General features: G+C 73.7%; 14 protein-coding genes. 8 read left to right on the forward strand and 6 right to left on the reverse strand.

Translation table 11 applies throughout. The features are described from left to right. Window positions 1–78: 78 nt before the first annotated feature. A complete protein-coding gene (gene pcrA / locus ACIBK8_RS17375; RefSeq protein ID WP_399042693.1) occupies window positions 79–2,538 on the forward strand; it encodes a DNA helicase PcrA in 2,460 nt (819 codons plus the stop codon). Window positions 2,539–2,607: 69 nt separating this feature from the next. Here pcrA and ACIBK8_RS17380 read toward each other — a convergent pair whose 3' ends face one another. Both ACIBK8_RS17380 and ACIBK8_RS17385 read right to left on the reverse strand, forming a co-directional pair. After that, the gene (locus ACIBK8_RS17380) at window positions 2,608–4,320 is read right to left on the reverse strand and encodes a peptidoglycan DD-metalloendopeptidase family protein (protein ID WP_399042833.1); all 1,713 of its coding nucleotides are present in this window, start codon (window positions 4,318–4,320) and stop codon (window positions 2,608–2,610) included. Window positions 4,321–4,579: 259 nt separating this feature from the next. Continuing rightward, window positions 4,580–5,392, reverse strand: coding sequence for an esterase/lipase family protein (locus tag ACIBK8_RS17385; RefSeq protein ID WP_399042694.1), 813 nt, complete (start codon window positions 5,390–5,392; stop codon window positions 4,580–4,582). 418 nt (window positions 5,393–5,810) lie between these two features. Here ACIBK8_RS17385 and ACIBK8_RS17390 point away from each other — a divergent pair, with 418 nt between their 5' ends. Further along, the gene (locus ACIBK8_RS17390; RefSeq protein WP_393687437.1) at window positions 5,811–6,269 is read left to right on the forward strand and encodes a cobalamin B12-binding domain-containing protein; all 459 of its coding nucleotides are present in this window, start codon (window positions 5,811–5,813) and stop codon (window positions 6,267–6,269) included. Window positions 6,270–6,378: 109 nt separating this feature from the next. On the opposite strand, the gene ACIBK8_RS17395 is transcribed toward ACIBK8_RS17390, so the two are convergent. Then, window positions 6,379–8,148 carry a DUF5691 domain-containing protein gene (locus ACIBK8_RS17395; protein WP_399042695.1) on the reverse strand — a complete coding sequence of 590 codons (1,770 nt, stop codon included), beginning with the start codon at window positions 8,146–8,148 and terminating at the stop codon, window positions 6,379–6,381. 48 nt (window positions 8,149–8,196) lie between these two features. Then, the gene (locus tag ACIBK8_RS17400; RefSeq protein ID WP_399042696.1) at window positions 8,197–9,546 is read right to left on the reverse strand and encodes an SWIM zinc finger family protein; all 1,350 of its coding nucleotides are present in this window, start codon (window positions 9,544–9,546) and stop codon (window positions 8,197–8,199) included. Between the two features lie 168 nt (window positions 9,547–9,714). On the opposite strand from ACIBK8_RS17400, the gene ACIBK8_RS17405 reads away from it, so the two are divergent. The 6 genes from ACIBK8_RS17405 to ACIBK8_RS17430 all read left to right on the forward strand — a co-directional run bounded on the left by ACIBK8_RS17405 (window position 9,715) and on the right by ACIBK8_RS17430 (window position 18,462). Further along, entirely contained in the window at window positions 9,715–10,848 is a 1,134-nt protein-coding gene (locus ACIBK8_RS17405) for an AAA family ATPase (RefSeq protein ID WP_399042697.1), read from the forward strand. Next, on the forward strand, window positions 10,845–13,499 hold the full coding sequence (locus ACIBK8_RS17410; RefSeq protein ID WP_399042698.1) for a DUF5682 family protein: 2,655 nt from the start codon (window positions 10,845–10,847) through the stop codon (window positions 13,497–13,499). Before ACIBK8_RS17405 ends, ACIBK8_RS17410 begins: the two co-directional genes overlap by 4 nt. A 188-nt stretch (window positions 13,500–13,687) precedes the next feature. Then, on the forward strand, window positions 13,688–14,815 hold the full coding sequence (locus ACIBK8_RS17415; protein WP_399042835.1) for a VWA domain-containing protein: 1,128 nt from the start codon (window positions 13,688–13,690) through the stop codon (window positions 14,813–14,815). A gap of 459 nt (window positions 14,816–15,274) precedes the next feature. Further along, complete coding sequence (locus tag ACIBK8_RS17420) at window positions 15,275–15,817, forward strand: hypothetical protein (protein WP_399042699.1); 543 nt, start codon at window positions 15,275–15,277, stop codon at window positions 15,815–15,817. A 464-nt stretch (window positions 15,818–16,281) separates the two neighbouring features. After that, the gene (locus ACIBK8_RS17425) at window positions 16,282–17,241 is read left to right on the forward strand and encodes a hypothetical protein (protein ID WP_399042700.1); all 960 of its coding nucleotides are present in this window, start codon (window positions 16,282–16,284) and stop codon (window positions 17,239–17,241) included. Window positions 17,242–17,334: 93 nt separating this feature from the next. Beyond that, window positions 17,335–18,462, forward strand: a complete 1,128-nt coding sequence (locus tag ACIBK8_RS17430; RefSeq protein ID WP_399042701.1) for a hypothetical protein — start codon at window positions 17,335–17,337, stop codon at window positions 18,460–18,462. 259 nt (window positions 18,463–18,721) lie between these two features. Here ACIBK8_RS17430 and ACIBK8_RS17435 read toward each other — a convergent pair whose 3' ends face one another. Beyond that, window positions 18,722–19,636: a peptidoglycan-binding protein gene (locus ACIBK8_RS17435; protein ID WP_399042702.1), complete on the reverse strand. Its 915-nt coding sequence runs from the start codon at window positions 19,634–19,636 to the stop codon at window positions 18,722–18,724. Next, a complete protein-coding gene (locus ACIBK8_RS17440) occupies window positions 19,636–21,231 on the reverse strand; it encodes a DUF6519 domain-containing protein (RefSeq protein ID WP_399042703.1) in 1,596 nt (531 codons plus the stop codon). Before ACIBK8_RS17440 ends, ACIBK8_RS17435 begins: the two co-directional genes overlap by 1 nt. Window positions 21,232–21,263 lie beyond the last annotated feature (32 nt).

Genomic DNA, 21,263 nt, shown 5'->3' on the forward strand with positions numbered 1-21,263 from the left:
CGGCCGGGACGCTTCCCGTGCGGCCGTTCCCGGACTTCGGGACCGGATGTCAGTGGGGCCGCCTAGACTCGGTGGGCGATGAGCAGCCTCTTTGACGACAGCTTCCTGGCGGATCTCGGCCCGAAGGGCGAGCACCCCCCGCCCCCTCCCGAGGACGAGCACGGCCCGGCCCCGGAGGAGGTTCCGCACGACCTCTTCGACGGGAAGTTCGACGCCCCCGTGCCCCGGGAGGCGTACTACCGCGACGGCGCCGCCCGCCCCGCGGTCGATCCGGCCGCCCTCCTGGAGGGGCTCAACGACGCCCAGAAGGCGGCCGTGGTGCACACCGGCAGCCCGCTGCTGATCGTCGCGGGCGCCGGATCCGGCAAGACCCGGGTGCTCACCCACCGCATCGCGCATCTGCTCGGCGCGCGCGGCGTGCACCCCGGCGAGATCCTCGCGATCACCTTCACCAACAAGGCCGCGGGCGAGATGAAGGAGCGCGTCGAAGAGCTGGTCGGCCCGCGGGCGAACGCCATGTGGGTCTCCACCTTCCACAGCGCCTGCGTCCGCATCCTGCGCCGGGAGTCCAAGCAGCTCGGCTTCACCTCGTCGTTCTCGATCTACGACGCCGCCGACTCGAAGCGCCTGATGGCCCTGGTCTGCCGCGATCTGGACCTCGACCCCAAGCGCTTCCCGCCCAAGTCCTTCAGCGCCAAGGTCTCCAACCTCAAGAACGAGCTCATCGATGAGGAGACCTTCGCGGGGACGGCTGCCGACGGATTCGAGAAGACCCTGGCCGAGGCGTACGCGATGTACCAGGCGCGGCTGCGCGAGGCCAACGCCCTGGACTTCGACGACATCATCATGACGACCGTCAACCTCCTCCAGGCGTTCCCCGACGTCGCCGCCCACTACCGCCGCCGCTTCCGGCACGTCATGGTCGACGAGTACCAGGACACCAACCACGCGCAGTACACCCTCGTGCGCGAGCTGGTCGGCCCGCCCGAGTCCGCCGCCGAGCTGTGCGTCGTCGGCGACGCCGACCAGTCGATCTACGCCTTCCGCGGCGCCACGATCCGCAACATCCTCCAGTTCGAGGAGGACTACCCCAACGCCACGACGATCCTCCTGGAGCAGAACTACCGCTCCACGCAGACGATCCTCAGCGCCGCCAACGCCGTCATCGAACGCAACGAGAACCGCCGCCCCAAGAACCTCTGGACACAGGCGGGCGAGGGCCCCCGGATCACCGGTTACGTCGCCGACACCGAGCACGACGAGGCGCAGTTCGTCGCCGACGAGATCGACCGGCTGACGGACGCGGGCGACGCCAGGGCGGGCGACGTCGCCGTCTTCTACCGCACCAACGCCCAGTCCCGTGTCTTCGAAGAGATCCTCATCCGGGTCGGGCTGCCCTACAAGGTCGTCGGCGGCGTCCGCTTCTACGAGCGCAAGGAGGTCCGCGACGTCCTCGCGTACCTGCGCGTCCTCTCCAACCCCGAGGACACCGTCCCGCTGCGCCGGATCCTCAACGTCCCCAAGCGCGGCATCGGCGACCGCGCCGAGGCGATGATCGACGCCCTGTCGCTCCGCGAGAAGATCAGCTTCCCGCAGGCCCTGCGCCGGGTCGACGAGGCGTACGGCATGGCCGCCCGCTCGGCCAACGCCGTCCGGCGCTTCAACACGCTGATGGAAGAGCTGCGCACGATCGTCGAATCCGGCGCAGGACCGGCCACCGTCCTGGAGGCGGTCCTGGAACGCACCGGCTACCTCGCCGAACTCCAGACCTCCACCGATCCGCAGGACGAGACCCGGATCGAGAACCTCCAGGAACTCGCCGCGGTGGCCCTGGAGTTCGAGCAGGACCGCGGCGAGGAGAATCCGGGCGCCCTCGCCGACTTCCTGGAGCAGGTCGCGCTGGTCGCCGACTCCGACCAGATCCCCGACGAGGAGGAGGACGGCAGCGGCGTCATCACCCTGATGACCCTGCACACCGCCAAGGGCCTGGAGTTCCCCGTCGTCTTCCTGACCGGCATGGAGGACGGCGTCTTCCCGCACATGCGCTCGCTGGGCCAGACCAAGGAGCTGGAGGAGGAGCGCCGGCTGGCGTACGTCGGCATCACCCGCGCCCGCGAACGGCTCTACCTCACCCGCTCGACGATGCGCAGCGCCTGGGGCCAGCCCTCGTACAACCCGCCCTCGCGGTTCCTGGAGGAGATCCCGGAGGCGTACGTCGACTGGAAGCGCACCGGGCCCGCGACGCCGTCCGCCTCGATGGGCGGGCTGTCATCGGGCGGCTTCGGTTCCGGCGGCGGAACGGGCTCCGGCTTCTCGTCGTCGCGCGCCAAGGGGCCGAGCGGTTTCGCGACCCGGCGCTCGTCCGACCGGCAGGTCGTCGCGCTGGCCGTCGGCGACCGCGTCACCCACGACAGCTTCGGCCTCGGCACGGTCGTGGGAGTCAAGGGCAGTGGCGACAACGCCGAGGCGACGATCGACTTCGGCGGCGAGAAGCCGAAGCGGCTGCTGCTGCGGTACGCGCCGGTGCAGAAGCTCTGAGGCTTGTGCCGGCCCGCCGCTGTTGCAGGGCGCCGGGCCGGGCGGGGCCGGTCGGTTCGGGGCGGCCGGTCAGTTCGGGTTGAGGCCGTGGCTGTGCAGCCAGGGCAGCGGGTCGATCGGTGAGCCGCCCCCGGGCCGCACCTCGAAGTGCATGTGCGGCCCGGTGGAGTTGCCGGAGCTGCCGGAGTACGCGATCTGATCGCCGGCCTTGACCGACCCGGAGCGGACCTTGGTGCTGCTGAGGTGGCAGTACCACGTCTCGGTGCCGTCGGGCGCCGTCACGATCGCCATGTTGCCGTACGCGGAGTTCCACTGGGTGCGCACGGTGCCGTCGGTCGCGGCCATCACGGGAGTGCCGTAGCCGACCGGGAAGTCGATGCCGGTGTGCACGGACATCCAGTTGACGCCGGCCTGGCCGTAGAGGGCGCTCAGCCCGTGCTGCTTGACCGGGAGCAGGAACTTCGGGCGTTCGGCCTCCTTGCGGGCCGCTTCCTTCTCCTTGCGTTCCTTCTCGGCGGCCTGCCGCTCCTTGAGGTCGATCCGCTCCTGGGTGCGGCTCGCCCGGTCGGCGAAGTCGTCGGCGCCCGCGCTGAGTCCGGCGAGCTGGGTGTCGAGCTTGTTGTTCGCCGCGGACGGTTTGACGCCGCCCGTGTCCGGCGCGCCCTGGCTGGCCGCCTCGTCCTTCTCCTCCCCGCCGAACCCGCCGACGGCCGCAGCGGCGACGGCGCAGACACCCATCGCGGCGACCGACGGTACGGCGACGGTCAGCAGCGCCGACCGCTTGGCCGTGCGGCGGCGGCCCCGGCCGCGGACGGCCTTGGGGCCCTCCGGGGCGTCGGCCGTGACTGCCGTGACGACCGGGGTGGCCTGGGTCAACGCCTCGGCCATCGCGGCCGATCCACCGCGCGGGCGCCCGGCGGGCGCGGGCGGTCCGGAGTCGTCGCGCGGCGGGCCCGCCTGGGCAGGGATGGTCGCGGTCGGCGCCTGGTCCACCGTCGGCCACACCGCGGTGGCGTCGTGGCCGATGGCCTCCTGGACGGCGGTGGCTTCGTACCCGCCGGTCCCGTACGCGCCGGTTCCGTGGGCGGTGCCGTGGTCGTACCGGGGCTCGTCCTCGCCGGGCGTGCCGTACCCGCCGGTGCCGAGGCCGTCGTCGAAGGCGGTGGTGTCGTAGGCGCCCGTGTCGTACGTCCCGGTGCCGTATGCCGCGGGGGCGGCGGTCTGATAGCCGCCGGTGTCCTGGCCGTTGGGGTGGTAGCCCGGCGCCGCGTAGCCGTGGGTGTCGTAGCCCGGTGCCTCATAGGCGGTGTGGGCGTACGGGTCGTAGCCGGAAGCGTCCGGCTGCGCGCCTGCCGAGTCGTGGCCGTAGGCGTCGGCTCCGTACGTGCCCGTGGCGAAGGTGCCCGTGCCGTACGTCCCGGTGTCGTAGGACGCGGTCCGGAAGGAGCCGGTGTCGAAGGAGCCGGTGTCGTACCCGCCCGGCGGGTAGCCGCCCGCCGGGTAACCGCCGGTGCCGTCGGACCCGTAGGGCTCCGCTCCCTGGGCCGTGCCGTGCTGAGTGGTGCCGAACGAGCCGGTGGCGTAGGGGTCGGCGCCGTACTGACCGGTGTCGTACGAACCGGGGAGGGAGCCGAAAAGCGGGTCGCCGCCGCCGTATTCGGCGCAGCCGTTCGCGGCAACGGTGTGCTGCCCGTAGGAGTCGTAGGCCGGATAGTGCGCATACGAGGCGTCCGGAGCGGGACCGGTCGGAAGGGGAGTCTCCGACGGGTGACGGTCGTTCACCACCAGCTTCTCTTTCGCCTCGGCAGCAGGAGAATTAGCGGCGACTGTACCCGGCGGTACACGACGGCGACAATCTTGCAGGGGTTTCCGGCTCGACCGGGCCGGGCATTTGGCCGCCTTTCGGCGGTGCCACACCTCCTCTTGGCGTCGCGTTCGAGGCTCGTTCGACGTCAGCGCGGGATCACGCCGCCGAAAGGCAGCCGATAAGCCGCCAACGGGTCGTCGGCGAGATGCCTTTGCGCGCCGGCGGGCATCCGATTCAAGCCACCGAAATGGTGTCCATGGCGTGATCAGGCTCTTCCCTTACGGTCAAAACCTCATGTATTCCGGCAGCGACCGAGGCATTGACCGGTAGCGCGAGATGTCCGACACCGGAGATCTGTACGTTGTGCGCGATCAAATCCGGGTGATCGATTCGTGCGGTGGCGGGCGGCACCATGATCTGGTCCTGATCACTCCAAAACGCAACGAAATGGGTCGGGCAATTCGGCGCCGGAAGCGCCAACTCCGAGATCACCGTGGAATCCGGGCGCAACTGGCGTACGAGGGGGTGCGCCGACAGCAGCGGCGCGACGCGGGTGCCGGAGTGCGGGGTGCCGAGGGTGACGACGGTGCGCACACGGGCGGCGCCGCCCAGCCGCTGCACGTAATAGCGGGCGATGAGTCCGCCGAGGCTGTGCCCCACGATGTCCACCCGCGGCTGCCCGGTCCGTGCGCAGAGCTCCGCCACGTGCCGGCCCAGCAGCTCGGCCGCCTTGCGCAGATCGCAGGTCAGCGGCGAGTAGTTGAGCGCCTCGACGTGCCGCGGGCCCTGGCGGCGCAGCGAGCGGCGCAGGAGGACGAAGACGGAGCGGTTGTCGATGAAGCCGTGGAGGAGGAGAACGGGCGGGGGAGCGGGGGTGTGGGGTGCCGGTGTGGCGGGCGTGGGGTGCTCCTGGGTGATGCCGGTGGGGTAGAGGGCCAGGTGGCCGGCGAGTACCAGCAGTTCGGTCAGCGCGCTGCGCAGTGACAGGGCGTGCGGACGGATCAGGTGGCGGAGGTCCGGTGTGGAGGGGAAAGGTGTGGCGGCCATGGCCGACCTCCCGTACGGCAGGGGAGGCTGCGTGCCCCCTGGATGCCCTTGGGGGAAGCCGTGTGCGAAGGGTGAGCCTGTGGTGCGTGTGCCCTGGCGGGTGCGCGTGCCCGGTGGTGCGTCCGCGCGGCTCGGCGGCGCGGAGGCGGAACGGTGTGGAGGCTCGGCTGCGGCTTCCCTTGCGCCGCCCCGCGGGGGCTCCGCCGCCCGGCCCTGGCGTGAAGTCCCGCGGAACACGGCGCGTAGCGAACGTGTCCCGTGTGTGATTTCCCCCTCCCTGCATGTCACGAAACGGCTGGGTACGGGATGCTGGCGATAACGTTCGTTCACTCGTGGCCGCCGGACCGGGCGGCCACGCGATCGATTGTCGGCTCGGCGGCACCGCCCAACGGGTGCCGTGCATGGCTTGGAGGCAGTTATGGGTGTGGCGCGGCATGACGGAACTCAAGCGGGCGGGCAGGGTACGGCCGGCACGACGGGGCCGATCCGTGTCGTGGTGGCCAAGCCGGGGCTCGACGGCCACGACCGGGGCGCCAAGGTCATCGCGCGGGCGCTGCGGGACGCCGGCATGGAGGTCATCTACACCGGCCTGCACCAGACTCCGGAGCAGATCGTCGACACGGCGATCCAGGAGGACGCCGACGCCATCGGCCTGTCGATCCTCTCCGGCGCCCACAACACGCTCTTCGCCAAGGTCATCGAGCTGCTCAAGGCGCGCGACGCGGACGACATCAAGGTCTTCGGCGGCGGCATCATCCCCGAGGCGGACATCGCCCCGCTGAAGGAGCAGGGGGTCGCGGAGATCTTCACCCCCGGCGCCACGACCACATCGATCGTCGAGTGGGTGACCGCGAACGTCCGCTCGCTCGCGGTGTGAGACCGGGCCGGCACGCCGCACCGGCCGCCGGTGCCCAACGGGCGCCCGTCGGCCGGGCTCTGCCCCTGCCCGCCACCGGACGGTCACCTTCGGCCTCCTCATCGGTCCGCTAACCGGTCGCGTCGTGTGCCGCGTCGGTGCCGGTGGCCGTGCCCGGCGGGTGGTCGGAGCCGGAGGGTCCGGCGGCTCCGCCCGACGCTGCGAGCCGGGCGGGGGCGGCCAGTTCGGCATGCATGGTGGCGCGCAGACGCAGGGTGCCGACCAGACGCTGGAACGCCTCGGACCAGTAGCCGACGGAGCCGGGTGAGGCGCCTTCCGGCTCGTCCGTGACCGCCGTGAGCATGTCCAGCCGGTCCGCTGCCGCCGGATCGAGGCAGCGCTCGGCCAGCCCCATCACCCCGCTGAAGCTCCACGGATAGCTGCCCGCGTCCCGGGCGATGTCCAGCGCGTCGACGACCGCTCCGCCCAGCGGTTCGGCCCAGGGCACGGCGCAGACGCCGAGCATCCGGAACGCGTCGGCCAGGCCGTGCGCCGCGATGAACTCCGCCACCCACTGCGCCCGTTCGCCCTCCGGGAGCACGGCCAGCAGCTTCGCCGGATCCCGCGACGAGCCGCCCGCCGCGGATTCGGCGCCCTGGAGCGGGGCGGCGGGCGTGCCCAGGAGCGCCCGTGCCCACGCGGCGTCCCGCTGGCGCACCGCCGCGCGGCACCAGGCGTCGTGCAGCTCGGTGCGCCAGCCGTCGGCCACCGGCAGGGCGGTGATCGCCGTCGGCTCCCGGCCCCCGAACCGCTCGGCCCACCCGCTCAGCGGCGCCGCCTCCACCAACTGCCCGAACCACCACGACCGTTCGCCGCGCCCGGACGGCGCCTTGGCCACGACGCCGTCGCGCTGCATCCCCGCGTCGCACTCGTACGGCGCCTCGACGACGATCACCGGATCGGATGGCGCGGCCGTGGTGCCGGGGGCCGGCGGGGTGGCCGTGCGGTCCAGGGCGACGCAGCTGCGGGCGCGGGCGGCCATCCTTGTGGCGAGCGCCGAACCGGGCAGCGCGGACAGCAGTTCGGCGGCCGTGGCGCGGACGTTGCGGCTGCGGTCGGACAGCGCCTGCTCCAGGAACGGCTCGTCGGCCGTGGACAGGCCCTCGCGCAGCGAGTCGAGGAACATCAGCCGGTCCTCGGCACGCTCGCTCGGCCAGCTGCGGGACAGCAGCTCCCGGCCCGCGTCCGGAGTGCGTCGGCGCAGCGCCGCCAGGACGGCGATCCGTTCCCCGAACAGGCCCTCGTCCCAGAGGCGTTGCAGGGCCTCCGGGTCGTCGGAACGGTCGGTGCCGACCGTCCCGGGGCCGCCCCCGATGCCCCGCAGTGCGAACTTCCAGTCGTCGTTGAGGCGCGCCAGCCACCGGGCGCGCGGGCCCGCCAGCGCGAGCGCGGCGGGCCGCAGGTCGGTACGGCCCCGGGCCGTGTCGAGCAGCGCGGGCAGCAGCGCCTCGGGGGCACGGTAGCCGTGGTCTCCGGCCGCCGTGAGCCATTGGGGGAGCAGTTCCGTGAGGTCGGGGGCGGTGCCGCGGCGGCTGCTTCCGCTGCCGCCGCGGTCGGCCAGCAGCAGCGCCAGACGGCGGCGGGCGGCCTGCGGCAGCGGGGGCCTGGGGTCGTCGGGGGCCCGCCGGGGGCGCTCGCCTGCCGGTGCGGGGCGCAGGGCGGCACGGCGGCGGACGGTGCTCAGCGCCGCCGCGTCCAGCAGCCCGGCCGGCCCGCCACGCCCCGCCTCGGGCGGCGTACGGCGCTCGGCCCCCAGTAGGGCGGCGCTCACCAGCTCGGGCCAGGGAGGCACGATCCAAGGCGGGGCCGCGCCGGTGGTGTTGGGGGTGGTGGGGGTCATGGTGGTCCTCCAGGGTGGTGTGGCGTACCGGGGCGGCGGGCCGTGGTGCTACAGCGACACCGGGGCCGGATCCCAGACGGTCAGCGGGAGGAAGCCGCGGTGGCCGCATTCGCCGAAGACCGTCACGGGGGCGCCGCCCGATATCGCGGCCAGCTGCCACCGGCCCGGACGGTCGAGGCACCGTGGGTCGAGAGGCAGCGCCGACTCGCCGTCCGCGTCGGCCAGTTGCCAGCCCGCGCCGTCCAGGCCGGGGATCGGGGTGACGTCCGCCAGGACCACGGGCCAGGAGTCGAGCCAGGGGTCGTGGCGCAGCGCGTCCCCGTAGGCGGCCAGGGCGGCGTCGATGCCGCAGCCGGGCGGTACCGGGCCGGGGGCCGCCGGGGCGTGCCGCTTGCCCAGGGCGGCGCGCAGGGGGCGTGCGCCCGGGTAGTAGGCCAGCTCCGCGTCGAGCACCAGGCCGGGCGGCAGGGCCGGCTCCAGGGGGCGATGGGCGCCGCCGTGGGAGAGGTACAGGGCCATCCTGCCGGTCCTGTCGCCCCGCAGGTAGATCCGGCGGGTGGTCAACCTGCCGTCGTCGCTGTCGTGTTGGGCCAGCACCAGCCAGCGGTCCCGTACCGGCGTGGCGTCCAGCCCGGTCAGGACGTCGGCGGCCTCGGTCGTCAGGCCGACGCGGGTACGCACCGTGGCGGCGAGCGGCGCCGGAAGGTGATCGATGCCGAGGAAGCCCTGGTCGAGGAGGTGTAGCAGGGCGCACTCCTCCAGGAGCCTGGCGGGCCAGTCGGGTCCGGACGCGGCGATGGAGCTCAACTCGCGTACCCGGGCGGCCAGTCCGGGTGCCTGGGCGTCCACCATGCGGGCGGCGGTCTCCTCCCAGGAGTCCTGCCCGGCGCCGTCCGCGGAGGCGAGCCCGGAGTGCAGCAGATCCTCCAGGCGCTGTTCCAGTTCCGTGGCTCCGGCGCGGATCCGCTGCGTCCGCCGCTCGGCGCGGCGGGCGGCGGCCTCCGGGTCGGCGGGCGCCCGCGATGGCGCGCCGCCGCCCGCCTCCCGGTCGGCCCGCTGCCGCCGGGCGGCCAGCCACTCCGCCGCCCACTGCGGGGGCTCGCCCGCCGCCACCGCGTCCCCACCGCCCGCCCAGAGCAGCAGCAGCCCCAGCGCGTGCTTGCACGGGAATTTCCGGCTGGGGCAACTACAGCTGAAGGCGGGGCCTTTGGTGTCGATCACCGCTTGATACGGCGTCTTCCCGCTGCCCTTGCACCGCCCCCACACCGCGCCGTCGCCCGCGCCCGCGTCCGACCACGGTCCCGGCCCGGCGAGCTTGCCTCCGGCCCTGCTTGAAGTCTCGTCAGGCGCGAGCGCGAGCACCTGATCCGTCGTCCAGCGATCCCCCTGCGAATTCATGCTCACGACGCTAAGGCCGACCACTGACAATCGCCCGGCGCGATCATTGAACTCGCAGGTCAGGGGCGGTTTTTGAGGGCGTTGTCAGTGGTGTGGTGCAGGGTGGGAACCGCAAGCGAACGGCGGAATGCGAGGCGCCGTACGCACACCTTGCGATGAGGGGGAGCCATGTCGGAAATCACGGTGCAGACAGCGGACGGCGAGGCGCGTGAGGCGGTCGGCGCCGAGCCGCTGCGACCGCACGCGGAGGAGACGTTCGCGGCGGAGCTGACGGCCCTCGCGGCGGCCGACGACCGGCCGCGGCCGGAGCGCTGGCGGCTCTCGCCGTGGGCGGTGGCGACGTATCTGCTGGGCGGCACCCTCGCGGACGGCACGGTCATCACACCCAAGTACGTCGGCCCGCGCCGGATCGTCGAGGTCGCGGTGACGACCCTCGCGACGGACCGTGCGCTGCTGCTGCTCGGCGTGCCCGGCACGGCCAAGACCTGGGTGTCCGAGCATCTGGCCGCCGCGGTCAGCGGTGACTCCACCCTGCTCGTGCAGGGCACGGCGGGCACCCCGGAGGAGGCGATCCGGTACGGCTGGAACTACGCGCAGCTGCTGGCGAACGGACCCAGCCGGGAGGCGCTGGTGCCGAGTCCGGTCATGCGGGCGATGGCGCAGGGCATGACCGCGCGGGTCGAGGAGCTGACCCGCATCCCGGCCGACGTCCAGGACACGCTCATCACCGTCCTGTCGGAAAAGACCCTGCCCATACCGGAGTTGGGACAGGAGGTGCAGGCGGTGCGCGGCTTCAACCTGATCGCCACGGCCAACGACCGCGACCGGGGCGTCAACGAACTCTCCAGCGCGCTGCGCCGCCGCTTCAACACCGTCGTCCTGCCCCTGCCGCAGACCCCGGAGGCCGAGGTGGACATCGTCTCCCGCCGGGTCGAGCAGATCGGCAGGTCACTCGGCCTGCCCGCGGTGCCCGAGGGGCTGGACGAGATCCGCCGGGTCGTCACGGTCTTCCGCGAGCTGCGCGGCGGCGTCACCGCCGACGGAAGGACCAAGGTCAAGTCGCCTTCCGGGACGCTCTCCACGGCCGAGGCCATCTCGGTGGTGACCAACGGCCTGGCGCTGGCCACGCACTTCGGGGACGGCGTGCTGCGCCCGGGTGACGTGGCGGCCGGGATCCTGGGTGCCGTGGTCCGCGCCCCGGCCGCCGACCGCGTCGTCTGGCAGGAGTACGTGGAGACGGTCGTCCGCGAGCGCGACGGCTGGAAGGACTTCTACCGCGCCTGCCGTGAGGTGAGCGCATGAACGGGACGGAGCCGGTGCTGCTCGGGGTGCGCCATCACGGCCCCGGGTCCGCTCGGGCGGTGCGGGCCGCCCTGGAACAGTGCACGCCCGACGCGGTGCTGATCGAGGGCCCGCCGGAGGCGGACGCGCTGGTTCCGCTGGCCGGCCGGCCGGACATGCGGCCACCGGTCGCCCTGCTGGCCCATGTGCGGGACGATCCAGGCCGCGCCGCCTTCTGGCCGCTCGCCGAGTTCTCCCCGGAGTGGGTGGCGCTGCGCTGGGCCCTGGAGCGCGACGTCCCAGTCCGCTTCATCGACCTGCCGGCGGCGCACTCCCTGGCCTGGGCCGAACCGGAACCGGTGCGGGAACCCGACGCGGCGCGGGAACCCGATGAGGCGCGGGAGCACGGCCCGGCGCAGGAGTCCGGCCCCGTCACCGGGCCGGAGGCCGTCACCAGGCCGGAGTCCGTAACAGATGTGAACCCCGCAGCCGGCCCGGCAGCCGGTGCCACGCCCGAGGACCCTGCCCCCTCCGGGCTGCGCATCGACCCGATCGGTGCGCTGGCCGAAGCGGCGGGCTACGACGACGCCGAGCGCTGGTGGGAGGACGTCGTCGAGCACCGCGCCGCGGACGGCCAGGCCGCCGCGGACGCGCTGGCACCGTTCGCCGCGCTGGCCGAGGCGATGGGTGCGCTGCGCGAGACGTACGGCGACGGCGGGCACGACCGGGATCCGGTGCGCGAGGCCCATATGCGCATCCGACTGCGGGCGGCCAGAAGGGAGTTCGGGGACGGCATCGCCGTGGTGTGCGGCGCCTGGCACGTTCCGGCGCTGGCCCGCAGGACCACGGTGACGGCGGACCGGCAGCTGCTGAAGGGCCTGCCCAAGGTGAAGGCCGATCTGACCTGGGTGCCGTGGACGCACCGACGGCTCTCCCGGAGCAGTGGATACGGCGCCGGCATCGCCTCACCTGGCTGGTACGGCCACCTCTTCGGCGCCCCCGACCGGCCCGTGGAACGCTGGATGACCAGGGCCGCCGGGCTGCTGCGGGCCGAGGACTACGCGGTCTCCCCGGCGCACGTCATCGAGGCGGTACGCCTGGCGGAAGGGCTCGCCACGGTGCGCGGACGCCCGTTGGCGGGGCTCGCCGAGACCATGGACGCGATCCGGGCCGTGATGGGCGAGGGATCCGACGCGCCGTCCGCGCTGATCCACGACCGGCTGGTCGTGGGGGACGCCCTGGGCGAGGTGCCCGACGAGGCACCCGCGGTCCCGCTCCAGCGCGACATCGACCGGGTACGGCGCACGCTGCGGCTCGCACCGGAGGCGCTGGAGAAAGAGGTGGAGCTGGATCTGCGCAAGGAGACGGATGCCGGGCGCAGCCGGCTGCTGCACCGGCTGCGGCTGCTGGGCATCCCCTGGGGCGAGCCGGTGCACGCCCGCGGCAGCACGGGGACGTTCCGGGAGACCTGGCGGCTGTGCTGGGAACCGGAACTCTCCGTACGCGTCGCCGAGGCCGGCATCTGGGGCACGACCGTGCTCTCCGCCGCCACCGCGAAGGCGGTGTCCGACGCCGGCGCCGCCACCGCGCTCGCCGACGTGACCGTACTCGCCGAGAACTGCCTGCTCGCCGGCCTCCCGGAGGCGCTGCCCGAGGTGATGCGCGCCCTGGCGGACCGCGCCGCGCTGGACACGGACGTCGGCCGGCTGGCCCAGGCGCTGCCCGCCCTCGTACGGTCCGTCCGCTACGGCGATGTGCGCGGCACGGACGGCGCGGCGCTCCGCGAGGTGGCGACGGGCCTAGCCGAACGGATCTTCGTCGGGCTGCCGCCGGCCTGCGCGGGCCTCGACGCGGACGGCGCCGCGGCGATGCGCCGTCATCTCGACGCCACCCAGCAGGCGGTGGCGCTCCTGGGGCAGCCGGGGGATACCGCGGAGGCCGGCCCCGGTGACGGCGCCGTCCCGGGGGACGGCCTGCGGGACCGGTGGTCCCGGGTGCTGCGGGCGGTGGCGGAGCGGGACAGCCTGCCGGGGCTGCTGCGGGGCCGGGCGGCGCGGCTGCTGCTGGACGACGGCCGGCTGGGGGAGGGCGGGGCCGAGCGGCTGATGGGGCTCGCGCTGTCGCCGGGTGTCGAGCCCGCCGTAGCGGCGGGCTGGATCGAGGGGTTCGCCGGCGGCGGGGACGGCGGCGGCATCCTGCTGGTGCACGACGAGCGGCTGCTCGCGCTGGTCGACGGCTGGCTGACCCGGGTTCCCGACGCCGCCTTCACGGACGTACTGCCGCTGCTGCGGCGGACGTTCGCCGACTACGACGAAGGGGTGCGCCGCACGCTCGGCGAACTCGTCCGCCGCGGTCCCGTGGCGGACGGGCCACGACCGGCGGGCGGCGTACCCGATGACGAGGTGCCGGTACCCGGCTTCGGCCCCGGCCTGGACCGCGACCGTGCCGCCGCGGTGCTGCCCACCCTGCACCTGCTGCTAGGAACGGGCCGGGACGGATCCGGCCGGGGGCAGGACCGGGTGCGTGACCGGGGACGTGAGCGGGAGGAGGGCCGGGGCGAGGGCCGGGGCGAGGGCCCGGAGCGCGGCGGTGGCGAGGCGGGCGGGGCGGGCGGCGCGGAGAGCGCGGACGCCGGACGATGGAGCAACGAACCTGTGGGGGCGGGGAGATGACGGCAACGACGGGGATGGCGGAAACGGTGGGGAAGACGGGGACGGCCGGGATGACGACGCGCGCCCAGGCGGCCGGTGCCGCGGACGGGGCCGACGGAGCGGACGGAGCCGACCGAGCGGACGGAGCGCACCGAGCCGACGAAGAGGCCGCCGCCGTGAACGGGGCGGAGCGGTTGCGGCGCTGGCGGATGGTGCTCGGCGGGGCCGGAGCCGACGGCACCGGGTGCGTGTTGCAGGGCCAGGACGCGGCGATGGACGGTGCACTCGCCGCGCTCTACGGGCAGGACGGCGGGCGGCGGGCGGACGGCGGCGGTCGCCGCACGGCGGGTCTGGGGGCATCGGCGCCCCATGTCGCCCGCTGGCTCGGCGACATCCGTACGTACTTCCCCGCCTCCGTCGTGCAGGTCATGCAGCGTGACGCCATCGACAGGCTCGGCCTGAACACGCTGTTGCTGGAGCCGGAGATGCTGGAGGCGGTGGAGGCGGACGTGCATCTGGTCGGCACCCTGCTCTCCCTCAACAAGGTGATGCCGGAGACGACCAAGGAGACCGCGCGGGCCGTCGTCCGCAAGGTCGTGGAACAACTGGAGAAGCGGCTGGCGAGCCGGGCCCGCGCCACCCTCACCGGGGCGCTGGACCGTTCGGCGCGGATCAGCAGGCCGCGCCACCGCGACATCGACTGGGACCGTACGATCCGGGCGAACCTCAAGAACTACCTTCCCGAATACCGCACGGTCGTGCCCGAGCGGCTGATCGGCTACGGCAGGGCCGCGCAGTCGGTGAAGAAGGAAGTGGTGCTGTGCATCGACCAGTCGGGGTCGATGGCCGCATCCGTCGTCTACGCCTCGGTGTTCGGCGCGGTACTGGCCTCGATGCGGGCCATCGACACCCGCCTGGTCGTCTTCGACACCGCGGTGGTCGACCTGACCGACCGCATCGATGACCCGGTCGATGTGCTCTTCGGCACCCAACTGGGCGGCGGCACGGACATCAACCGCGCGCTCGCCTACTGCCAGTCCCGGATCACCCGGCCCACCGAAACCGTCGTGGTCCTCATCAGCGACCTCTACGAGGGCGGCATCCGCGCCGAGATGCTCAAGCGGGTCGCCACGATGAAGGCGTCCGGTGTGCAGTTCGTGTCGCTGCTCGCGCTCTCCGACGAGGGCGCACCGGCGTACGACCGTGAGCACGCAGCGGCCCTCGCGGCCCTGGGAGCACCGGCGTTCGCCTGCACCCCCGATCTGTTTCCCGACGTGATGGCAGCCGCAATCGAAAAGCGCCCCCTCTCCATACCGGACATGGCGGAGCAACGGTGACAGGAATGCCGAGAGCCCTTGCGGGCCACCTGACCTGGTGTGCAAGTATCGGCTCATCGCCCGATCACCCGTGACGTGAGCGACATTGCGGTCGTGTGCCGCAGGTGTCCCCGTCCTGCTGGGAAGGTCACCCGCCGTGTTCGCTGTGCTCGTCATGCCTGCCACCGTGCGCCCGGCGCGCGGGGGGCGGGGACGGCGTGCGCCGCTCGCGGGGTCCTTCGCCGCTGAGCTGTCAACACCCTTGTTGGGTAGCGGAGTTGGCGGCGTGGTCGGGCGTTGGAGAGCCGTCCGTGGTCTGTGCAGACGGGTCTCCGATGGCGGTACGCACGCCGAGTGGTGTGCCGGTGGTCGTCGTCAACTCCCCTTCTGAGGCGGCGCGTTGAGCGCTCGCGTCAGGACCTGCCGCTGCGGGGGCGGGACAGGTCCGCCCAACCCTCGATGCGAAGGATTCTCACCCTCATGCGTCACACCATGCGCCGTTCCATAGCGGTGGCCGCCGCTGCCACCGGCCTGCTGGCCCTCGGCGGCACCGTCGCCCACGCCGCCGACCACCCCGTCTCCCACCGCACCGTAGCGGCCACCGGCGATGACAGCGGCCGTGTTGTCGATCCGCCGGAGTCCGGCGGCGAAACCGGCCGTGTTCCCGCCGAGCCGCCGGTCTCCCGCGCCGCCGCGGTCACGGGCGACGACACCAACGTGCCGGCCGATCTCACCAACGAGCCGGCCGACCTCACGGACGAGCCGGCTGACCTCACCAACGCCCCCGCAGAGCTCACCGACGAACCGGCCGACCTCACCAACGCCCCGGCCCTCCGGGGTACGGCGGTGCCGCGGTCCGCCGCGGATGACGGCACCATCCCGCGGGTTCCGACCCTTCCCGGAATTCCTGGCGTGCCGACGGTGCCGGGTGTTCCTGGTGTGCCGACGGTGCCGGGTGTTCCGAGCGTGCCCTCTGTGCCGGGTGTTCCGAGCGTGCCGACCGTGCACGGTCACGGCGTCTGAGGAAGATCGACATCGTGACGGTGATGGAGGGCGCCGGTGGCGGCGCCGATGCGGGATGCGTTCCGCAGGGGACGCCGCGCCCTCCGTCCCGCCGGGGCGGCTGAGTACCGCCGTCCCGGACAGCCGGGTGGTCCTATGGACAGCCGGGTGGCCCTCTGTGGGGGAGGGTCACCCGGCCTCGGCGTTTTCCGGGGGAGTTCCGGCGTACCGGTGTGCTGGTGTACCGGCGTACCCGTTTCAATGCGGCCATTTCCCGTCTTTTCAGGCGAGGTTGGCGGCCGGAATCGAAACGTCTCCGCAGCTCATACCGGACATGGCGGAGGAACGGTGACAGGAGGGCCCGGGGGACTTGCGGGCCACCTGGCCACTCGTGCAAGGATCGGGGCATCGCTTGATCACCCGTGACGCGAGTGACGCCGAGGCCGTGTGCCCGGGTGTCCCCGTCCCTCTGGGAAGGTCTCCTCTTGTCCGCTGTGTCCGTCGTGCCTGCCGCCGTGCGCCTTCCGCGCACCGTGGCCGCGCGGCGTGCGCTGCTCGCGGGGCTCTTCCTGATCGGCTTCGTGGCCATCGGCTTCGCCTTCGGCCACGGCGCCCACGCGGACGACCGTACGCAGCACCTGACCGGGGCGATCACCCCGGCGAAGCTCACGGAGTCAGCCGAGGGTGCAGCGTCAGCCGATGACGCAGCGTCCGCCGAGGGCGCAGCGTCCCCCGACAAGCCGTCGCCGGAGGGCCGGGCCACGCCCGCGCACCGGGCGTCGGCGCCGACCGTCGAGGCTCCGGCCGAGGCGACGGCACCGGTCCGGGCCGCCACCCGGGCCGGAGCGCCGGTGCGGCACAGCCGTTCCGGGGCCGCACTTGAGCGGCAGGGCGCGGCGGCAGGAAAGGCCGCCGCCGGTGAAATCGCCGACGTCGTACGGCCCGCCGCAGAGCAGGCCGCGCGGGTCACCGAGCCGCTGACCGGCGCCGTACGGGAGGTCGGGGGTGCGGCGGGTGCCGTGCTGCCGCTGCCGTGCCCGCCGGGTACGCACCCGGGGGCGCCGGGCGACGGCGGGCGACCGCAGGACGGCAGCGCCCCGCACGGTGGCGCACCGGCCGGTGTGCACCACACCGCCGGGTCCGACGCGGCGGGTACGGCACGCTCCGGCGCCGCCGGGACGCGTGCGCCGGCCGCCGAGCAGGCCCGTAGTGCCGTGCACGAGCAGGGCACGCCGGGCCGTGACGGTCTGCCGGGTCCGCTCCCCGAGGCGCCGGTGGCGCCCGCTTCGCAGAGCGCGGGCGCGGGCCACGGTCCGCGTGGTGACCAGCACGCCGTGCTTCCCGCGGACATCACGCTCGTCGGGCTGCTGCCCGGTGGCGTGCGCACGGCCGATGGCGCGCCGACGCGTCACCGTGCCGAAGACATCATCGAATTCCCCGGCTAGGGCAGACCGTTCCGCGTCTGAATCCGACCTGCCGCGCGGGGGCGGGACAGGTCTGCCCGTCAACACCCCCTGAATTCGAAGGACTTTCCTCTCATGCGTATCGCCATCCGCCGTTCCATCGCCGTCGCCGCCACCGCCACCGGCCTGTGGGCCCTGGGTACCGTCGCCGCCAACGCGGCCGAACTGCCCGCCACTTCGGACCTGCCCGCCGCCGGCTCCGTGACCGACGCGGCGAAGCAGCTGCCGACCGGTGACCTCACCAAGACGGCCAAGCAGCTGCCGACCGGTGACGTCACCGAGACCGCGAAGAAGCTGCCCGCGGGTGACGCCGTCGGCACGGCGAAGAAGACCGTGCGCGGGGCCGCAGGCAAGGCGGCCGGCACCGTCGGCAAGGGTCTGCCCACCGACGGCCTGCCCGCCACCGACGGTCTGCCCGCCGATGGGCTCGGCCCCGTGACCAACGCGCTCGGCGGCATCCACACCACGGCCGACGGCGCCGGTCTCCAGGACGCCGGGAAGGTCACCGGCATCGCCAAGGGCGACCACGTGGGCCGCGTCGGCCGTGCCGTCCAGAGCGTGCAGCGCGCCGCCGACGGCACCCCGACGCTGCCGAACACGCCCGAGCTGCCCGGCACCCCCTCGCTGCCCGGCACCCCGGCGCTGCCCGGTGCCGAGCTGCCCGGTGGCCAGCAGAAGGACCTGCCCAAGGCCCCCGCGCTGCCCCAGGTCCCCGGCTCCGTCACCAACCTGGTGGCCGCTCTCACCGGTGCCGGTGTGCGCCCCGAGCAGCTGACCGCCCTGGCCCAGGGTGACCTGGCCACCGTCCGCCCGGCCGCCGAGCAGGCCATCGGCGGGGTGCAGACCACGGCCACCGGCATCGTGGTCACGGTCGTGCCGGTCGCCCAGGACGCGGTGTCGGCCGCCGACGGCCGGGGTGCCGTCACCCGGACCGTCGCCGGTGTGCAGAGCCTCGCGCCGACGCAGACCGTCCCCGGCGTTCCGGCCGACGTGACCGACGTGACCGACGTGACCGGCCTGGCCGACCTGTCCGGCCTGACCGACGCCGCCGACGTCCCGGCCCTGCCGGTCCTGCCGGGCGTGCCCTCCGTCCCCTCCGCTCCCTCCGTCCCCTCCATCCCCTCCGTCCCGGCGCAGCCGAGCCTGCCGACCGTTCCCTCCGTCCCCTCCGTCCCCGCGCTGCCGGGCACCCAGGGCGTCTGAGTCCTGCCAGTGCGCCCCGAGGTGTCACAGGAAACCTCGCTACGGTGACGGCGGAAGCACCGTAGCGGCGCCGCCCCGCCGGTCGAGCGATCGGACGGCGGGGCCTGCCGCCGCCCCATGAACAGCCGGGTGGTCCTCTGTGGGGGAGGGCCTCCCGGCCTTGGCGTTTCCGGGGCCGCGCACGCACGGCGAGGGCCGGCGCCCGGTAACCACCGGACGCCGGCCCTCGCCGTGCGTGCACTCAACTCACCTGCTACGGCTACACATTGGGCACGTGCAGCCGCTCCCAGCTCACCTTCCCCGGTATGCCGTCCGCGTCCTTGCCGGAGAAACCCAGCTTGCGCTGCCACGCCGCGTACGACGTGCGGTCGGCGTCGGTCCACGCCGGACCCGGTCCTTCCTGGTAGCGGCCACAGCCCTCGGCGACCAGCCGTTCGCCCATCGCCGTGATCACCGCGCTGTAGGCGTCGGCCCGGAAGAAGTCCCGGCCGGGGAACGGCTCGTACGGCGGGTGCTGCGGCTTGGGCGGCACCGGGTGCTCGGAGCCGCCGCCGTCCCCGGATTTCGCCGGGCCCTCCGCCGGGTCGGCCAGCCGCTTCTTTATCCGGGTCCGCATCGCGTCCATCGTGAAGCCCCGCGGGTCGACCTTGCCGGGCTGCCACTCCTTGTGGCCGATCACCGACTTCTCGCTCCAGCCGTGCGCACGGCAGATGGCCGCCGACACCTTCTCGATGGCGGCCTGCTGCTCCTCGGGCCACGGGTCCTTGCCGTCGCCGAGGTTGATGCACTCGAAGCCGTAGAAGTGCCGGTTGCCGTCCGTGTCGGCCTCGTTGTCGGGCGGCAGGTCCGTCTCGTTGACCACGGCGCGCAGAACGTCGCCGTCGCCGAGACCCGCGTGGTTGGCGCGGCCGTTGCCGACGAGGTGGACCTCGCCTCTCTTGTCGATCACGCCGTGGCAGAGCGGGCCCGGCAGGTCGGACCGGCCCTCGTAGCAGAGGTCCACGGAACTGCCGGTGCCCTCGGTGGCGGTGTGGTGGATCAGCACGCCGTTCAGCGGGCCCCACGGGCCCTTCGCGTTGCGGTTGTGGGTGCGCCATTCGCGGACCTCGTGGACCACCAGGCCCTCGTCGCGCAGCGCCTTCAGCAGCTTGGATGCGGTCAGTGGTGTCGCCATCAGCTGTCACTCCCCTCGTCGACGGCGGCTTCGGCAGCCGCGGTTGTCTGTGACCGGCTCGGTGCGGGACCGGCGCCCGCCGCGTCCGCCCCGCCGGATTCCTCGGCCCGCGCCCTCGCCTCGGCGTCCAGCGCCGCCTCGTCGGCCGCCGGGATGCCCGCCGACAGGGGCCGGAAGGCCAGCCGCAGATCCGGTGCGGTGCCCTCGCCCTGCACCCACGCCAGCGGCGCGTGGTGCACCGCGATGCCGGCCGGTGCCTGGAGGAGCGGGCGGCGCGCCGCGTCGGTCGGCCATTCGACGCCGCCGGTGGCGGTACGGGCCGGGATCAGCCAGAAGTCGCCGGTGCGGTAGCTGCCGCCGGCCGCGAAGTACACCTCGACACCGTCCTCAAGCGGCAGCCAACTGCCCTCATCCACCCGCAGCGCGCCGTGCCGAAGCCCGCCGGACTTCGCGCCGCGCCGGGCCTGCCTGCCGCTCTCGTGGTGGTCCCAGCGGCGCAGGAACGGGTGGAGTTCGGGCCGCCTGCCGACGCCGGGGGCCGGTTCGTCCGAGAGCCGTACCCGGCGTCCCGGCAGGTCGAGTTCCTCCACCCGCAGCAGCGGCTCGGCCTCGCCCCTGCTGGTGTAGGCGGTGTCGACGAACTCGACGAGGTCGCCGACGTTGAGGTCCAGCTTGTCGTCGCTGCCGAGAGTCGCCAACTCGACCCAGGTACCGTCGAGTTCGTCGACGGGGAAGGTGACGGAGCCGTTCTCCCTCGACCATTTGAAGGTGGCGTCCTGCGCGCTGCCGCCGTCGTGCACCTCCACCCGGTAGAGCTGGTTCTCCGGCCCCCGGTAGCGGGCGTCCGGCGCGACCAGGCACGGGTCGTCGTCCCCGTGCGCCGGGCGTTCGCTGCGCGCCGCGAGCCGGGATGACGGGGCCGCGGCCTTCTGGGCCCAGCGGGTGAACGCCGCGCGGATGTCGTCGATCGGCGGGTTGTCGGACTCCAGGCCCAACTCCGCGCCGGGCAGCGGCAGCACCTGCCAGACGACCTTGGCGCGGGCCGCGGTGTCCGGCATCGCCGAGCCCAGCGCCACCTCGCGCAGCGCCGGGTCCTCGGCCGCCGTGACGGTCCGCTCCCACACCTTCAGATAGGCCAGGTAGGGGAACTGCGTCGGCAGCCGGTCGCCGGGGCGCTCCGGGTCGCGGAAGCCGTCGGGCTGGTCCCAGTACGTCCAGGTGGCGGGCGGCGCGGCCGGCTCGCCCTCGCCGTCCTTGCCGCCCCGGTCGCCGTCGCCGCCGTCGGCGGGTACCGGGACACCGGGCGCGGGACGGGTCGCGTCGCACAGGATCCCGTCGACGTAGTAACGGCCGCCGCTGATGATCAGGTCGTCCAACTCGCGGGCGCCGCCCCGCAGTTCGATGTGGAAGCCGGTGGCGCCGCGCGGACCGCCGTGCTGCCCGATCAGGTCGGCCGCGAGGGTGCGCGCCTGGAACAGCTGGATCGCGGTCTGCTCGTTGGTGTCGGCGTCCAGCTGGACGCGGCCCTGCTGGGCGACCACCGCAGAGTAGTGACGCTCCGGCCGGTGGGTGATGCGGGAGAGGTCTGCGTGCATGGAAGAAGGTCCCCCTCGGACGGGATGGTGCT

The organism is Streptomyces sp. NPDC050161, from assembly GCF_044460025.1.
Lineage (GTDB): Bacteria > Actinomycetota > Actinomycetes > Streptomycetales > Streptomycetaceae > Streptomyces.

Excerpts from the sequence above, each read along its gene's own strand:
- pcrA (WP_399042693.1), top strand. The coding sequence starts at position 79 with ATGAGCAGCCTCTTTGACGACAGCTTCCTGGCGGATCTCGGCCCGAAG.
- ACIBK8_RS17385 (WP_399042694.1), bottom strand. The coding sequence starts at position 5,392 with ATGGCCGCCACACCTTTCCCCTCCACACCGGACCTCCGCCACCTGATC.
- ACIBK8_RS17390 (WP_393687437.1), top strand. The coding sequence starts at position 5,811 with ATGGGTGTGGCGCGGCATGACGGAACTCAAGCGGGCGGGCAGGGTACG.
- ACIBK8_RS17395 (WP_399042695.1), bottom strand. The coding sequence starts at position 8,148 with ATGACCCCCACCACCCCCAACACCACCGGCGCGGCCCCGCCTTGGATC.
- ACIBK8_RS17400 (WP_399042696.1), bottom strand. The coding sequence starts at position 9,546 with ATGAATTCGCAGGGGGATCGCTGGACGACGGATCAGGTGCTCGCGCTC.
- ACIBK8_RS17405 (WP_399042697.1), top strand. The coding sequence starts at position 9,715 with ATGTCGGAAATCACGGTGCAGACAGCGGACGGCGAGGCGCGTGAGGCG.
- ACIBK8_RS17410 (WP_399042698.1), top strand. The coding sequence starts at position 10,845 with ATGAACGGGACGGAGCCGGTGCTGCTCGGGGTGCGCCATCACGGCCCC.
- ACIBK8_RS17415 (WP_399042835.1), top strand. The coding sequence starts at position 13,688 with ATGGTGCTCGGCGGGGCCGGAGCCGACGGCACCGGGTGCGTGTTGCAG.
- ACIBK8_RS17420 (WP_399042699.1), top strand. The coding sequence starts at position 15,275 with ATGCGTCACACCATGCGCCGTTCCATAGCGGTGGCCGCCGCTGCCACC.
- ACIBK8_RS17430 (WP_399042701.1), top strand. The coding sequence starts at position 17,335 with ATGCGTATCGCCATCCGCCGTTCCATCGCCGTCGCCGCCACCGCCACC.
- ACIBK8_RS17435 (WP_399042702.1), bottom strand. The coding sequence starts at position 19,636 with ATGGCGACACCACTGACCGCATCCAAGCTGCTGAAGGCGCTGCGCGAC.
- ACIBK8_RS17440 (WP_399042703.1), bottom strand. The coding sequence starts at position 21,231 with ATGCACGCAGACCTCTCCCGCATCACCCACCGGCCGGAGCGTCACTAC.